Below are 15,437 nucleotides of genomic sequence, written 5' to 3' on the forward strand. Positions count from 1 at the left end.
ATCGGCTGCGTGACGCAAGCTTTTCCATTCATTTGTCGCAGCACTAATCAAATAAGAAATAACAGTAGAAACCGTGCATTTTCGGGCTGTCTCGGTGTGGTTGAACTCCGTTAAAATCGCCTGGAGCTCTGCTTCTGAAAGAAAGTTTTGAATCAATGTGTGGGACGTGGTATTCTTGTTCATGAGAGATTCCTCGTTTCGTCAATGTTGGTGTGGTAACTTACATTGTACAAGAGGAATCTCTCTTTTTGTATTCATTTTTTGGTAGAATTTAGATAATCAACAGACGTGAAAAATTATATAGATAAGAAAACAGAATTTATATTTGAAGTAGAACTTAAACAACAAATTATACTAAAAGCATCCGGTATACCTCTGCATTACTTTGAGTTAACAAGCTTTTATGATCATTTTAAAAGAATAAATAATAACATGGGAGCAAGATTTCTATTACCATTCCGTAATGTAATGCAAATTATTCAGTCCATATTGAGCATGCTTTCGTTTTTGCTACTTCTCTTTACTATTCATTGGACCTTAATTCTAGTAAGTATTCTAATTGCTTTTCCTGTTTTTATTGTTCAGAGTAAATTCGGTGTAAAGAGGTTTTTCTTATTTCTTTATCAAACACCTGTTGCAAGAGAAATTGCTTATATTGATTTTCTATTAGCTAACCGTGAAGCAGCTAAAGAAATCAAAATTTTTAATTTATCAAACTATTTATTGAGATTATGGACACATAAGTTTCAAATAAATACTAAAAACTCACTAGAACTATTAAAGAAAGAACAACACGCCAATGTGTTATTAGATGTACTGACTGGCGGATTCTATTGTCTTGCAGCAATAATTATCATCTTCCTTACCAAAACTACAAAAATAGCTGTTGGTGAATTCATTGCTGTTACTCAAGCAATTCAAGGTATTCAGAGTTCTATTAGCAGAGCATCGGAAGTGTTGGCTAAATTAAAAGAAGACAACCTATATATTCAAGATTATTTTTCTTTCATAGAAAGTAATAATTATTCTACAGATTTAGTCGACGGGAAACCATTTCCTAATTCAATAGAGAAAGGTGTGTTTATTAAGAATCTAACGTTTAAATACCCAAGTAGTGAATATTACTCATTACATAATATTAACCTCCATATAAAACCAGGAGAAAAAATCGCTATAGTTGGGGAAAATGGTTCTGGTAAAACTACCCTTGTAAAATGCCTAATGGGATTGTATAAGCCTACTGAAGGGAATATTTATTTTGATGACCTGGACATTAGGGATATTAACCCGGATTCTCTCAGAGAAAATCTAACAGCTATATTCCAAGATTTCATAAAATACTCTTTTACAGTTAAAGAAAATATTCTATTCGGTGACCTCAAAGCCAGGGAACAAAAAATCTTAGATGTTGCAATCCAAAGCGGCGTCGATAATTTTGTCAAAAAATTCAAGAATTCATATGATACAAGGCTTGGAAAAATTTTTGAAGAAGGAGAAGATTTATCGGGTGGACAATGGCAAAAGATAGCACTTGCTAGAGCTATGCTAAAAGAGAAACAATTCTTTGTTCTAGATGAGCCTTCGTCTGCTCTAGATCCTTTTGCAGAGATAGAGCTATTTCAAAACCTTAATGAAATGGTTGGTACTAAAACAGCTATATTTATCTCGCATAGAATGTTTGCCGCCAAGTATGCTGATAAAATTATCGTAATGAAAAAGGGTCGTATTATAGAACAAGGTTCACATGATGAACTGATAAATATTGACTCTGAATATGCACGTATGTATCGACTACAGGCACAATTGTATAATACTGAAAAGCTAGTATCTGTTGTTAAATAAATACAATATGGTGGTGGATTTGATTGGAGGAACTATCATTAATTTTAAGATTATGTCTAGGAAGTATATTTATTGGAACGTTTGTTAGTAAAATAAGAGATTTTAGGTCCCATATTGACATAATTAGAAAGTATCAAATATTACCCGAAAATTCCATTGTTTTTTTGGCATATATAGAAATAGCTTTTGAATTAGTTATTGGCATAGGAATTATTTTAGGATTTGTAGTTAATCTTATGTCTCTCTTAGCCGCTTTCTTATTATCCTTATATACACTGGCAATTATCATCAATTTAATAAGGAGAAACACTGATTTTAATTGTGGCTGCGGAGGGGTTCTAGGTGACTATAAACTATCATGGAATTTGGTCATTAGAAATGTATTACTCCTCTTCATAGCAATTTTTATATATTATATGCCTCACCAGATAGGAACTGTAGATGAATATTTAAAGGTAAAAGACATATCTATTATGTTTAATGAAACTGTAATATGCATAGCAACTACTTTTGTTTTGATTTATGTATTCATTTTTATTTTGAGAGGTTTTATTAGACTTAATAATTAAGGAGTGATTTTCGTGTCAAAGTTATGGATAACAGCATATCTAATACAATGGTTAATACTTCTAGCATTAATGATAATGGTATATAGGTTAATAAAAATACAATCTTCTATTAAAAATAGTTTAAATAATACAGATAATAACATACAGGATTTTGGACCTCTATTGGGAAGTTTTCTTCCAGATATATTAGACTATACAGAAAATACTCGATTCAGTGGTAAGTATCCCGATGTAGTTCTTTTTTTAGCAGTAGGTTGTCCCCCTTGTGAAAACTTAATTAACTCGCTTTACTCTCAAAAATCTCTATTTACAAATTATAATTTCATAACGTTTCTAGCTAACCAACGAATGGGGGAAACTCACAAATATATCAATAAACTCGAAAACCTGAATTTACCAACGGTCTCTTCTGAAGATTTTTTACAAAATAATAATATTAAATTATTTCCGTTCTATATAATTTTGAATGAATCTGGAATGGTTGTAAGTAAAGGTTCCATTAATGATCTAAATAAACTTAAAAAGGATCTTAAGAAAATTAAAAAAGATAGTACATTGGCTGTATCTAAAGTTCAATAGAAATCTTAATTTTACAAACTCTATAGCGATACTATCGTCGTTATAGAGTATATAAAATTACCAAAGGAGGATTGATTCAATGATAATAAAAATGAGGAAAATGTGCATGAACTTCTTTCTCACTTTACTTGGTATTTTATGTATACTATGCTTACCTCATTTATTTATATACAACAATCAAATGTCTTTCCAGCCATTTCTCTATGTATTTGAAATTGAGGACACATTAAAACAGCTGTTTTCTTTAAATACAGTAACTTTTAAAGTTTCAAATTCTGTAAGTGTGAAAGAATATCCCTTCTTACCCTTTCTACTTGATAATTATATTTACTCTTTATCTCTTATTATAATAGCCTTTGTTGTAGCCCTTGTTTTGGCATTTATAGCGGCATACATATATATGTTAGCTAGTCGTAATAAGAAAAGATGGATGCAGCAAGTATTACTTATTTGTGAATCATTACCTGACGTAATGATTATTGTATCTGTACAAGCTTTCTTTATATGGGTATATAAAAAAACAGAATTCATGCCATTTACAGTTTTATCCCTTCAAGATAATAGGCCATATGTCTTACCTATTCTATGCCTATGTATTTTACCTACAATTCAATTGTTCCGTTTTCTTATTTTATACCTAGAAGAGGAACGGCATAAACCTTATGTAGAGCTTCTCAAAGGTAAAGGATTAACGAATCCGTATATTGTTCGTGTTCACCTATTTCGTAATGTAATAATTCACCTTTTTTATCATTCGAAAAGTATCTTTCTCTTTATGATATCTAACTTATTCGTACTGGAATATATCTTTAATGTGAACGGATTAATGAGATTCCTAGTTGATTATGGTTCACAAAACATAGTTATTAGTTTAACAGCTGTTTTTCTTATTTTTGTTCCATTTTACGTATTGTTTAGTTTGGCCTCTCTTATGGTTGAACGTGTAGTAAATAAGGAGGGTTTGTAATGATACGAAAAATTCTGACTTCCAAGCGTGTATGGTTTGGATTAATTTTTTTAAGTCTTCTTTTATTAGCTAGCATATTATACAACCCCTTATTAAAGGAAATACTTCCTGAACAAAAAAAGCTATTGTACACTGCAGACAAAGAGTTATTAGCCGCAGCTCCGTTCTCTCCCATTGAAATGCCACCATTTGGCACTGATCGTTTTGGAATACCGCTTGTTAATAAAATTATAGAAGGAGCAAAATATACTATTGTTTTTGCACTTTTAATAAGTTTTTTCCGTATTTTTCTAGGAACAATTATTGGGATATTTATTAGCATGTTTACTAAACGATTAAAAAATTTCATTACAGGATTGAGCCAGGCTTTTAATTATGTTCCAACAATCTTTTTAGCTTTCATTCTTATTCAACCTCTTTATATTTCTGTTAGCGGAGAGGACACTTTAATTTCTACTCAATGGGGGCTTACTTTATATCAAATCTTTGTGGCAATTGGTATAGGTGCTCCTACAATTGCTGTGTTTATTGCAAATGAAATAGATGAATATAGGAAAAGTGAACACGTCTTAAGTTCAATACTCATGGGAGCAACAAAGATACATTTAATTCGCACACACATTTGGCTTTATTTAAAGGACAAATTACTCATCTTATTTATGCAGAATATCGTACACGTACTTATTTTATTCACGCATCTGGGGTTATTACACCTATTTATTGGTGGTGAAAGGATAATACCTTTGGATAACGGCGGGGCTCAGTCTGCTTCATTATCTAACGAATGGTCAGGATTACTAGGAGCAAGTAATTATGAAATGACACTTTCTCCTTGGATTGTTATTAGTCCACTCGTTGCATTTACAATAACTATCTACATAATTAAATTAATGACTGAGGGAGTTCAAGATGCACTGAATACTCGAAATGTTAATTCTTCAATAGAAAAGCAAGAGGAAGATAAACAAAAATTAACAATAGAGAAACACTTATTTACATTTGCCATTTCACGCAAAAATAAAGGAAGAGCAAATTTTTAAGTTTACTCTTCCTCTATTTTTCTTATATATTAAATGTTTGTATTAGCTTTATGGACTAACAGGTAGCTGTTTTTGTGCTGCCTCATGTTCAGCTGTACTGGTTTGGAATACCCACTCAGAAGATACTTCACCTTCACAACTATTTACTTCATAAACCATGCCAGAAGCGTCTTTATAACTATCTATATTTTTACATGTAAGTGTTTGTCCCTTTTCATTATGATATGTAATTTGTTCTCCATTATACTGCAAACTCCTATTAATTTTTTTACTAGATGTAATTATTTGAATTTTAATTTTATCTTGTTGTCCTTTTTTTGTATTATTTATGAATTCTAAAAGACGGACTAATTGATCAGTTTTCCCCATATTAAATGTTATTGTATCCTTGTCAATAGAACTCTCCTGTTTATTTATAGTATTGGATGACTTAGAATCATTCGGTCTAGAAGTTTGAATATTCGAACAACCAGTTGCGAATAAAACCATAATTAGAATACTTGCTGATAGAGTATAGAGTTTCATATTTCTCCACCTTCCATATAGTATTGCACTCATCATAGCATAGTAGATTTCACTTTTATAGATATTAATGTAAGTTATTCAAAAAAAACCCAATTGTATATTAAGAATTTTCAAAATATATGTTACAATTATTGTAAATAAATTAAAAGGGGGAAAATTAGATAATGAAAAATTTATTTAGTAAATTATTTGGAATAGTTCAACCAAGATCTCAAATGATTTGTTATTACGATTATAACAATTGTTATACTTATGAAACGAATGACGCAACAGGGTATCTCGTCACAAGTACTGGAAAAATTAACTTTGTTAAGTGTGGTTGTTAGTTGATAAATTAACATTCCAACCAAAAGGGGTTCTGATTAGATCTGATCAGGTGTTGGATTTGAATAAAGTTTGATCAAATTGATACTAATAACTTTACTAAATGAACAAAAGGAAAGAGCGTGTTTTGAAAAAAGATTGATCAAAACACGCTTTTAATATATCCCGGTAAATCACTCTTTTATAAAAAAGATTGTTCATTTCTGTTAGGGGTCACAACACATTGCTATCAAGCTAAGAAAACAAAATACCCCCTAAAATGAAAAAATGCGCTATGCTTTCTGTAGAATCATAGGAAAGGATGGCGTTTTTTATGTCTATTTCTGTATCCGATGAATTACAGCTATTCGCTCAAGAGATTCAAAGCTTTTTATCCCCCAATACCTTACGAGATCTCGCTAAAGATGTTGGTTTTGTGCAACGAACCAGTAAGTACCAAGCAAAAGATTTAGTCGCTTTATGTGTATGGATGAGCCAAAATGTGGCTACGACTTCTTTAACTCAGTTATCTAGTCGTTTAGAATCATCAACAGAAGTGCTCATCAGTCCTGAGGGACTGAATCAACGGTTTAATCAAGCAGCTGTTCAATTTTTACAAAACATATTAGCCGAACTTCTAAACAAAAAATTGGTTTCATCTATGCCAATTTCTTCTACATATACTTCTATTTTCAAGCGTATTCGTATTTTAGATTCAACTGCATTTCAACTTCCTGATCCCTTTTCATCCGTTTATCCAGGGGCTGGGGGATGTAGTCATACAGCGGGATTAAAGATTCAGCTTGAATATGATTTACTAAGTGGACAGTTCCTTCATATTCATACAGGTCCAGGAAAACAACATGATCGAACCTATGGTTCTCTGTGTGTTCCAACTGTAACGGCGAATGATTTATGTATTCGGGATTTAGGCTATTTTCATCTGAAAGATCTTCAACATATACAAGATAAAAAGGCTTACTATATCTCTCGTATTAAATCAAATACACGTATTTATCAAAAAAATCCTAATCCTGATTATTATCAAAACGGAAAGCTAAAGAAGAAAACAGAATATAAACAGATAGATATGGAGGCATTAATGAATTCTCTTCAACCAGGGCAAACATACGAAATATCTGATGCTTATGTAGGAATGATTGATAAAGTGCCAGCTCGTGTAATTGTTCATCGACTTACAGAAAAACAGCAACAAAAACGATTACAAGATCAAGCTGTAAGAGAAAAAAAGAAGGGAACGAAGTATTCAGCTCGTAGTAAACGACTTAGCGGTATCAATGTATATATGACAAATACTCCTATAGATATTGTCCCAATGGGACAAGTACATGATTGGTATTCTTTACGTTGGCAAATCGAGCTTTTATTTAAAACGTGGAAATCATTCTTTCGTATTCATCATTGTAAAAAGATAAAACGAGAACGATTGGAATGCCATTTGTATGGGCAATTGATTGCCATTCTACTCTGTTCTTCTACTATGTTTCAAATGCGCCAATTGCTCCTCATGAAGAAAAAACGAGAGCTTAGTGAGTATAAAGCCATATATATGATTAAAGATTACTTTCTTCTTTTTTTCCAAGCTATACAGAAAGACACCCAAGAGCTATCAAAGATTCTAATTCGCTTGTTCAACCTCCTACAGCAAAACGGGCGAAAATCTCATAGGTATGAGAAAAAAACAGTCTTTGATATATTAGGTGTCGTTTACAATTGTACCATGTCTGATAATCTAGTGGCATAATTCAAAAAACTGAATCCGTTAGGATTTATTTGGCATGCAAAAATTTCAAGTTCTTACATATCATCTTTAGAAAAAAGAAACAACTTCCACTATAACTGCCATTGTGTGAGCTTAGCTTGATAGCAATGGGGTCACAACACATGCCCATCAACTTAAGAATAGAAACACAATGAACTTTCGTTCATATAGGGGTAGTGACAGCTACCATGTCACTACCCCGAATTAGGGCATGCATCTAACGTAGAAGAAGCGGAACAAAAAGCAAAAGAAATCCGTTCAAGTATTAATATCAAACCAGAAATGAAACAAGTATTGAAACGTTTATATGTATAATCCATCTAAGTCTTAAAAACATTAATGTTTTTGAGACTTTATTATTTTTGAATGAAGTCTTTATCATTCTTATGGATTTGAAAATATGGGACAATCAAATGGAAATTCTGTAAAATTGAAATCGTATATCATAGTTTTATAATCATTAAAATGGGGAGGAATTCTTATGTATGTGAGGGTACGAGAACTTCTTACAGCAGAAGAACGAAATCGTTATATGCAAATCCCCTCTGATATTAGTGAATGGACATTAAGTACATACCTTTACCTTCAGTCAGCATGATAAACAAATCATTAATCGCCATCGGAGGGGTTATAATCGACTGGGTTTTGCTATGCAATTAAGTATTTTACGATATTTAGGCTGGACTTTATCAGATATTGAGCACATTCCTAGTGAGGTTTTAGAATTTGTAGCGAAACAAATTGGTGTAAGTGTAGAAGACTGGGGGCTATATGCTCAGCGGGAGGCTACAAGGTATGAACATGTAGAAGAAATTCGCAAGGAATATGGTTTTCGCAACTTTACAACTACTGATTATCGAAGATTATCCAAATTTCTTCAATCTCATGCATTAAATAATGGAAATACTACATATCTCATTGAGACAGCATTGCAAGAATTACGTACTTGGCAAGTTATACTTCCTTCAATGGCAGTAATAGAAAGAGCAATATGGGAAACACGTAAAAGAGCTGAAGAAATTATATTTAAAACGCTAACATCTTATTTATCTCTTTTACAAAAAGAAAAAATAAGCAGTTTACTTCACTTTATGCCTAATTCTTCAAAAACATATTTAGCTTGGTTAAAAGAAATACCTGGCCAATTTTCACCAGAATCCTTTTTAAAGGTAATTGAGCGTTTAGAGTATATAAAAGGCTTACAGTTACATATTGATACAAAAGGTATACATCCTAATCGTTTACGACAATTATCTCGGATTGGGGCACGCTATGAGGCTTATTCATTTCGAAGGTTTAAAGATATAAAAAAGTATGCCATATTGGTAGCTTATTTACTTGATTTAACACAAGATTTAATTGATCAGGCTTTTGAAATTCATGATAAACAAATGATGAACCTTCAATCGGTTTATTGGCGGTAGACATTTTGACGACAACAGGAGCGAGAATTAATGAATTACTACAAATTAACTCTTCAGAAGATGATCTACGAGCTATGAAAGTAGGTGGCGATTTAAAGTTTTCCTTCTACGCTGTCCCAAAAGGACGAGATACGGTTGAGTCTTATCCAATCAGTAAGCATACTTTTCGACTAATCCAGAGAGTCAATAAAATGCTGAAAGAACATTATAATGGGGGAATTCCAAGTGTAAAGTATCGAGGTGAAAGGAAACATCTATTTCCAGAACCAAAGCCTTATTTCTTTCAATATGACGAGAAAGCCCTTCATCCGAAATCCCTTTCTGGATGTCTCCGTTTTCTCTTGCATGGATTGCGTTTCGAGACACAAGAAGGACAACCTGTGATCATTAAAACACACTTACTGCGTCATGCGTTCGCAACAGAAGCTGTTCAACGTCAGGAAATTCCCGTTGATATTGTAGCGAAAATTCTCCATCAGCGTGATTTGAATGTAACAAGGTATTACTCTGAACCCACTCCAAGTCAAGTAGCTGAAAAGGTTGAAGAATTGCACGGCGTAATTTCAAACTATGTTGACTTAGATGAAGCGATTCTTCGCAGTCCTGAAGAACTTCAGCGGGAATGGGAAGAACACAAAACCAAAGTAGGTGTATATAATAATGTATTGGGTGGGACTTGCGTTACGGATAAAGTATGTCCTGTAAAAATGGCATGTTTAGGATGTGTGGCAAAAATTCCGCAACCTGAAAAGAAACATGAGCTCATTGAAGTGGTTGACTTATCTAAGGATATGGAAAAGCGGTTTGCTTCCATGGGTTTAACGGTTGAAGTAAATAAGGCAAAACAGATGAGGAAACTTGCAAGAAACGAGTTAAAGGAAATTGAATTGATTGAGAAATATCAGGAGGAACAGACATATGAACCAGACGTTTCCTTCAAAAGATAACCGAACGTGGCTCAAAGAGGTTCATGAATCTCGAAGCCAGCGTTCTCTCTTGTTAGGGAAAGAGGCAATTGACCTTCTGGTCAAACAAAATCTCCCTGTTACACTCAAGACTGTATCAGAGAAGTCAAAAGAGATTGATCCCGAAGGGAAAGGGATTCATCCGAATACTATACGAACAAATGAACACTTGTGTGAGTATTACAAGCAACATAGTCTAACGTATAAGCAGAAAAAGAATAATGGAAGTATGAAACCAAACCTCAATGCTGATATTGATTTTCGTAAAATAAAACCAAATCGAAGTGTTGAAAATACACAAAAAAAATACATGAAGTTATCAAAAAAAGAACTTGTGCAACGCTTGATCCTTGCGGAACAATATATTGCTGATAATAATGTTAAATGGGTAACAAAGCATTTTGAAACATTTAAATAGTGATACAAGACACATGCAATTCTTCTAACAAGGAGGATTGCTTTTTATTTTGCTCTGATTGGAAGTTTTACAATGTGGAAATATGATACAATTAAACGTAGTATTTAAAGCTATTTTTATGAAACAAATAAATATGTGAGGAATAAATATGGGGAATTATTTAACAACTATAAATCACGATTTGCAAGGATTAAAAAAAATAATGTTAGGAAGCCATTCTTCTCCTAATTTTAACTCAGCTCCAATATTTTCTCTTTTCCGTGATATTTGTATAACTCTTTATGAAACTAACAAAGTATTAAAAGAAGATGGATTAATTGGTTCTGATTTACCCAATATAGAAGTGATTAAAGAAATCCGTCATAAAGTAAAGACTAATCAAGGCTTTAAAAACAGAGAAATCTTTAACAAACTCTTAGATGGACATAAAAGTGTTTTTGGTAACGATATAGATAATCTAGGATTTTATTTAGATAATGATATATTGGCTAGCACTACTTTATTTCCAACTTTCGTTTTCGCTGATACCCCTTTGTTTAATATATTTGATAAAAATACTATCCTAAACTTTACATCCATTATTAGTTCATTAGTTCAGGAAATTCTCAACAAGATTAATCAACCAATAAATTTAGACTCAAAACCATTAAAGAATCTTGATGAGAAAGAATATATACTAAAGGATACTTGGGACCAAAGATTTTTTACAAAAGATATAACATATAATGTGTTTTTAACCCGTCTTCTTCTTATTCAAAATGAACTAACTACCTGTATTTGGTTAGAAAATCACTTAGACTATAATTCATCAAAATTAAATTTTGATAAATACATCCTATTACGTTTAACATCCACAAAGTTATTTGAGACAATGAGGAACTTACTAGATATTAAAAAGATACTTGGACAACATTGGAATAACTTCAACTTAAACACATTAGATTATCTGCTTGGTGAATACGAAAATACACTTAAAGATGAGATGAAAACCCTAAGAGATATGCTTCATTATAATAATAAGGGAATTAATTTTTATGATTATATCCAGAAACAAACTAGAACAGATACGGAATATTTAGATAAATTAATTAAAATTATATTTAATGATTATATTTATAAAATCAGAAATACTATATCTATTACCATCAACATTCAATCTTATAAAACCATGAGTGACTTTGAAAAGATATCGCGACGGTTAAAAAGTTATTCTTATCGGAATTAATGCAGCAACATTTATTTGAGAAAAGCCAATCCAAATGTTGTGGTAAATGAGGTCATTTGTAGTACAAAAAAAGGATAGAACATACAGAATTATTCTGCTTGTTTCTATCCTCTTCTTTTATTCATATATAATGTGTAACATTATAATTTATTCTTGTTAAAACAAAGATCGATTCACATTTCTTGAATCTAAATAAAATTGTTCAGTTTAGGATGTCTTTTTACGTGCAAGATCATGAGATGTATCTACACTAGAAGTATTCTTCACTCGTAATAAACTAATTCCATATCCTAATACCGCTCCGATAAGTGCTGGCATGATCCATCCGAGTCCTGCATCATATAAAGGTAATAGGCGAGAGAATAAAGAATTGATTGCTTCAACTTTTAGATTTGCAGTATTTAGTCCATCAAAGAGACTAACAATAAAAGTGAACAGCAAGCTTACTTGATATACTTCTGATTTTCCTTTAAATACTCGGTGTAAAAATGTTAAGAAAATTAATACAATCGCTAAAGGATAAATCGCTGTTAATACAGGTACTGATATGGTAATCAGCTCTGTTAAACCAAGGTTTGCAATAACAGCGCTGAAAGTAGCTAAAATAACAGCAAATGTTTTGTATGATATTTGTGGAAATACTTTATGGAAGTATGATGAACATGCTGTAGTAAGCCCAACACTTGTCGTTAAACATGCTACAGTGATCATCATTCCTAATAATAAATTTCCTAAAGAACCGAAGTAGTAATTTGCTACTTTTGATAAAACCTCTCCGCCATTTTCTAAATGTCCTAATTTAGAAACACTAGAAGCGCCCATAAATGCAAGTGCAGTGTAAACAGCAATTAATACGACAGCGGCAATAATCGCTGCTTTTATACAAACATTGATAACAACTTTTTGGTCACTTACACCTTTCGCTTTGATCGCGTTAATAATGATAATTCCAAATACGAAAGCTGCGAGAGTGTCCATTGTTAAATAGCCTTGCTGAAAGCCTTTGAAGAAGGAGTTTGTAACAAATTCTTGTGTTGGTGCTTGAATCTCACCAATTGGCTTAATGACAGCCGTAACAACTAAAATACCGATAAATGATAATTTAATCGGAGTTAAAAACTTTCCGACAACATCAACAATCTTTGTTGGATTTAAAGAGAGTAAACAAGTAATGCCGAAAAATAGAATAGTGAAAATAATTAAAGGTAAATGACCGCTATTTTCTCCTACGAATGGTTTTACACCTATTTCAAATGATACGCTTCCTGCTCTCGGTAAAGCGAAAAGAGGGCCAATTGCTAAATACAGAATAAATGTATATACACTCGCAAACAATGGATGTACGCGACTTGCCATTGCTTGTAAGTCATCGCTACCAGAAACACCAAATGCTATTACACCAAGTAGTGGTACACCAACTCCTGTAATTAAAAATCCAGCGGTAGCAATCCATACGTTACTTCCTGCTGTTTGTCCTAACATAGCAGGGAAAATTAAATTACCTGCTCCAAAGAAAAGAGCAAAAAGCATTAGCCCAATCACAAAAATATGTGATGTTTGCACATTTTTTGACACGAAAAAACCTCCAAATTTAAATATTTTGAATTTTTTGTACATTCGATACAATGTAAAGTCAATTTTTGTCGAATTACTACGATAATAACAAAAATAAATTATTATGCAAGACAAAAATGAATTTTTCGTAAATTTATTTTTTCTATTATTTTCATTGTATAGAAAATTTAATTTTTCCCTTTTGTTAAGCGCTTTCTTTCTGTAGTGTATTATATAATAGTTTATGGTAATTATTATTTTTGTATAACAAATGGAATAATAAATTAAATATTCAATTATTTTAAAATAATGTAAAAATATTGATTTGAAAGTTTATTTTGTGATATTCTATAAAAAAGAACGAATGTTTGTAGGGGATGGTTATGGCACAAACATCAATTGTTGAATATTGGGAGTATTATTCTAGTCTTACTAATGGTTAATTAGATTACTTAAGTTCAGAAGATCTTTCTTTTCGTCCATATGAATCTATGAAAACATTAGGGGGAAGAGCTCCGTCATATTGCAGATGCACGAGAAATATATTTGCGTGCGATGGTGAATAAAGAAGGTCCATCGTGGCGGGAAAAACGAATGGATTTAGAAATGGCCGTAAATCTCGATAAGTTGAAAGCATATTATAGTGAATTAGAGGATAGTTACAAAATGTTTACCTCGGGACAAATTGAATGGGAAAGAACTGTGGTTTGGAAAGAAATGAATGATCCTGATATTGAAAAATGTTTCAATTGGTTGGTTCACTTTGAATATACACATTAAGGGATATTAAATGTGTATTTAACGGGACTACATATTGATTATGATATTTCTAGTTAATGAGAAGGAGAGATATAAATGATGAAGCATTATGTTTGTATTACATGCGGTGTACAATACCCACTTTATGATGAACCACCTGTAAACTGTGTAATTTGTAATGAAGAACGTCAATATGTAAATCCGATGGGCCAAACATGGACAACGTTAGAGAGTCTACAGGAAAGTAAAACGTATAAGAATGAGATTGTAAAAGAAGAAGAAAATTTATATAGCATCATAACAAAACCAAAGTTTGCAATTGGTCAAAATGCGTATTTAGTTCAAACAAATAAGTGTAATGTGTTATGGGATTGTATTACTTATATCGATGAGGAGACAGTAGCGAGAATAAATGAGTTAGGGGGAATTCATGCGATTACTTTATCACATCCACATTATTATTCTACACAAGTAGAATGGGCGGAACTATTTAATGTTCCTATATACATTCATGAGGATGATAAAGAGTGGGTAATACGTCCAAGTGAACGAATTGTATATTGGTCTGGAGAATATATGGAAATATCGGAGAGTGTAACATTATACCGTTTAGGTGGGCATTTTAGTGGTGGTTCTGTTTTACATTGGAAAAATGGAGATGAAGGAAGAGGAGTTCTATTGACTGGAGATATTATTCAAGTTGTCGCAGATTCAAGCTGGGTAAGCTTTATGTACAGTTATCCGAATCTCATTCCATTACCAGCATGGAAAGTGAAAGAAATGGCTGACAAAGTAAAAGTTTTGAAGTTTGATCGCTTGTATAATGCATTTCATGGAATTGTGAAGGGAAATGCAAATGAAGCTGTTCAAAAATCAGCGAAGAGGTATATTGAGGCACTTGAAGGGAAGTTACTTCATAAATAATATCATTACAAATATAGGATATAAATAGAGACAGTAGGTGGAGTAAGTGAAAAGGTTAATTTGTTTTGGAGATAGTATAACAGCAGGAGAAATGTTTGAAAATAAGGCATTGCGGTTAACTCCTAGATTGCAAAACGCTTTCCCTGAATGGGAGATTTTGAATGCGGGTATCCCAGGTAATAACACGTATGATGCACTCAAAAGACTTGAAGAGGATGTATTATCTCATCAACCTGATTTTGTAATTGTATTTTTTGGAGCGAATGATGCTGCATTTCATAAACAAATACCATTACAAGACTATAGAGAAAATTTACTAGAAATTGTGGAACGAATTTCAATATATAAAGTCACACGTGTTGATTAACCAAAATTATACAGTATCCATTTGACTTATTTGCCGATGGAATGCCAGTATTTCTTTCAAACAAATTCTCCACTCAAACGGCAGAGTATCACAAAGAAACAGGCGTGTGAAACCTGCGAATGACAACGGTTTGATATGTTTTTTCTTACTACCTTTTACGTGAAGAAATTTTAGTAAAACGTAGGCAATCATA

General features: G+C 32.3%; 12 protein-coding genes and 6 pseudogenes. 14 read left to right on the top strand and 4 right to left on the bottom strand.

The genetic code is table 11. From position 1 onward, the window contains the following. A pseudogene (locus H280_RS0121425) lies at nt 1-183 on the bottom strand (IS4 family transposase); the annotation flags it as partial. 105 nt (nt 184-288) lie between these two features. Here H280_RS0121425 and H280_RS24135 point away from each other — a divergent pair. The 5 genes from H280_RS24135 to H280_RS0121450 all read left to right on the top strand — a co-directional run bounded on the left by H280_RS24135 (nt 289) and on the right by H280_RS0121450 (nt 4,997). After that, nucleotides 289-1,842 carry an ABC transporter ATP-binding protein gene (locus H280_RS24135; protein WP_020063160.1) on the top strand — a complete coding sequence of 518 codons (1,554 nt, stop codon included), beginning with the start codon at nt 289-291 and terminating at the stop codon, nt 1,840-1,842. 23 nt (nt 1,843-1,865) lie between these two features. Continuing rightward, on the top strand, nt 1,866-2,411 hold the full coding sequence (locus H280_RS0121435; RefSeq protein ID WP_020063161.1) for a MauE/DoxX family redox-associated membrane protein: 546 nt from the start codon (nt 1,866-1,868) through the stop codon (nt 2,409-2,411). A gap of 12 nt (nt 2,412-2,423) precedes the next feature. Beyond that, nucleotides 2,424-2,990, top strand: a complete 567-nt coding sequence (locus tag H280_RS0121440) for a hypothetical protein (protein WP_020063162.1) — start codon at nt 2,424-2,426, stop codon at nt 2,988-2,990. 79 nt (nt 2,991-3,069) lie between these two features. Continuing rightward, on the top strand, nt 3,070-3,957 hold the full coding sequence (locus H280_RS0121445; protein ID WP_020063163.1) for an ABC transporter permease subunit: 888 nt from the start codon (nt 3,070-3,072) through the stop codon (nt 3,955-3,957). Continuing rightward, nucleotides 3,957-4,997, top strand: coding sequence for an ABC transporter permease subunit (locus H280_RS0121450; protein WP_020063164.1), 1,041 nt, complete (start codon nt 3,957-3,959; stop codon nt 4,995-4,997). The genes H280_RS0121445 and H280_RS0121450 overlap by 1 nt, the downstream gene beginning before the upstream one ends. Nucleotides 4,998-5,045: 48 nt before the next feature. On the opposite strand, the gene H280_RS0121455 is transcribed toward H280_RS0121450, so the two are convergent. Further along, nucleotides 5,046-5,522, bottom strand: coding sequence for a hypothetical protein (locus H280_RS0121455; protein ID WP_020063165.1), 477 nt, complete (start codon nt 5,520-5,522; stop codon nt 5,046-5,048). A gap of 637 nt (nt 5,523-6,159) precedes the next feature. On the opposite strand from H280_RS0121455, the gene H280_RS0121465 reads away from it, so the two are divergent. The 6 genes and pseudogenes from H280_RS0121465 (at nt 6,160) to H280_RS0121490 (ending at nt 11,640) form a co-directional block, all read left to right on the top strand. Beyond that, nucleotides 6,160-7,590 (top strand): IS4 family transposase, encoded by a 1,431-nt coding sequence (locus H280_RS0121465; protein WP_020063167.1) that lies wholly within the window; start codon nt 6,160-6,162, stop codon nt 7,588-7,590. 219 nt (nt 7,591-7,809) lie between these two features. Continuing rightward, a pseudogene (locus H280_RS26660) lies at nt 7,810-7,923 on the top strand (protein-tyrosine phosphatase family protein); the annotation flags it as partial. A 166-nt stretch (nt 7,924-8,089) separates the two neighbouring features. Then, nucleotides 8,090-9,014, top strand: a pseudogene (locus H280_RS0121475) (DUF4158 domain-containing protein); the annotation flags it as partial. Then, nucleotides 9,011-9,979 (top strand): annotated as a pseudogene (locus H280_RS24140) (tyrosine-type recombinase/integrase); the annotation flags it as partial. The pseudogenes H280_RS0121475 and H280_RS24140, both read left to right, overlap by 4 nt. Further along, on the top strand, nt 9,951-10,415 hold the full coding sequence (locus H280_RS0121485; protein WP_020063169.1) for a hypothetical protein: 465 nt from the start codon (nt 9,951-9,953) through the stop codon (nt 10,413-10,415). The pseudogene H280_RS24140 and the gene H280_RS0121485, both read left to right, overlap by 29 nt. A gap of 148 nt (nt 10,416-10,563) precedes the next feature. Beyond that, nucleotides 10,564-11,640 (top strand): hypothetical protein, encoded by a 1,077-nt coding sequence (locus H280_RS0121490; protein WP_020063170.1) that lies wholly within the window; start codon nt 10,564-10,566, stop codon nt 11,638-11,640. A gap of 207 nt (nt 11,641-11,847) precedes the next feature. On the opposite strand, the gene brnQ is transcribed toward H280_RS0121490, so the two are convergent. Further along, the gene (gene brnQ, locus H280_RS0121495; RefSeq protein ID WP_020063171.1) at nt 11,848-13,215 is read right to left on the bottom strand and encodes a branched-chain amino acid transport system II carrier protein; all 1,368 of its coding nucleotides are present in this window, start codon (nt 13,213-13,215) and stop codon (nt 11,848-11,850) included. Nucleotides 13,216-13,740: 525 nt separating this feature from the next. On the opposite strand from brnQ, the gene H280_RS0121500 reads away from it, so the two are divergent. From H280_RS0121500 to H280_RS24145, 3 genes and pseudogenes are all read left to right on the top strand, one after another. Further along, nucleotides 13,741-13,974, top strand: coding sequence for a hypothetical protein (locus H280_RS0121500; RefSeq protein WP_020063172.1), 234 nt, complete (start codon nt 13,741-13,743; stop codon nt 13,972-13,974). A 78-nt stretch (nt 13,975-14,052) separates the two neighbouring features. Further along, nucleotides 14,053-14,877: an MBL fold metallo-hydrolase gene (locus tag H280_RS0121505; RefSeq protein ID WP_034304058.1), complete on the top strand. Its 825-nt coding sequence runs from the start codon at nt 14,053-14,055 to the stop codon at nt 14,875-14,877. Between the two features lie 46 nt (nt 14,878-14,923). Next, nucleotides 14,924-15,229: pseudogene (locus H280_RS24145) on the top strand (GDSL-type esterase/lipase family protein); the annotation flags it as partial. Nucleotides 15,230-15,250: 21 nt separating this feature from the next. Here the strand turns inward: H280_RS24145 and H280_RS26665 are convergent. Beyond that, nucleotides 15,251-15,437 (bottom strand): annotated as a pseudogene (locus H280_RS26665) (IS4 family transposase); the annotation flags it as partial.

This window comes from Bacillus sp. 123MFChir2 (genome assembly GCF_000383235.1).
Taxonomy (GTDB): domain Bacteria; phylum Bacillota; class Bacilli; order Bacillales; family Bacillaceae_G; genus Bacillus_A.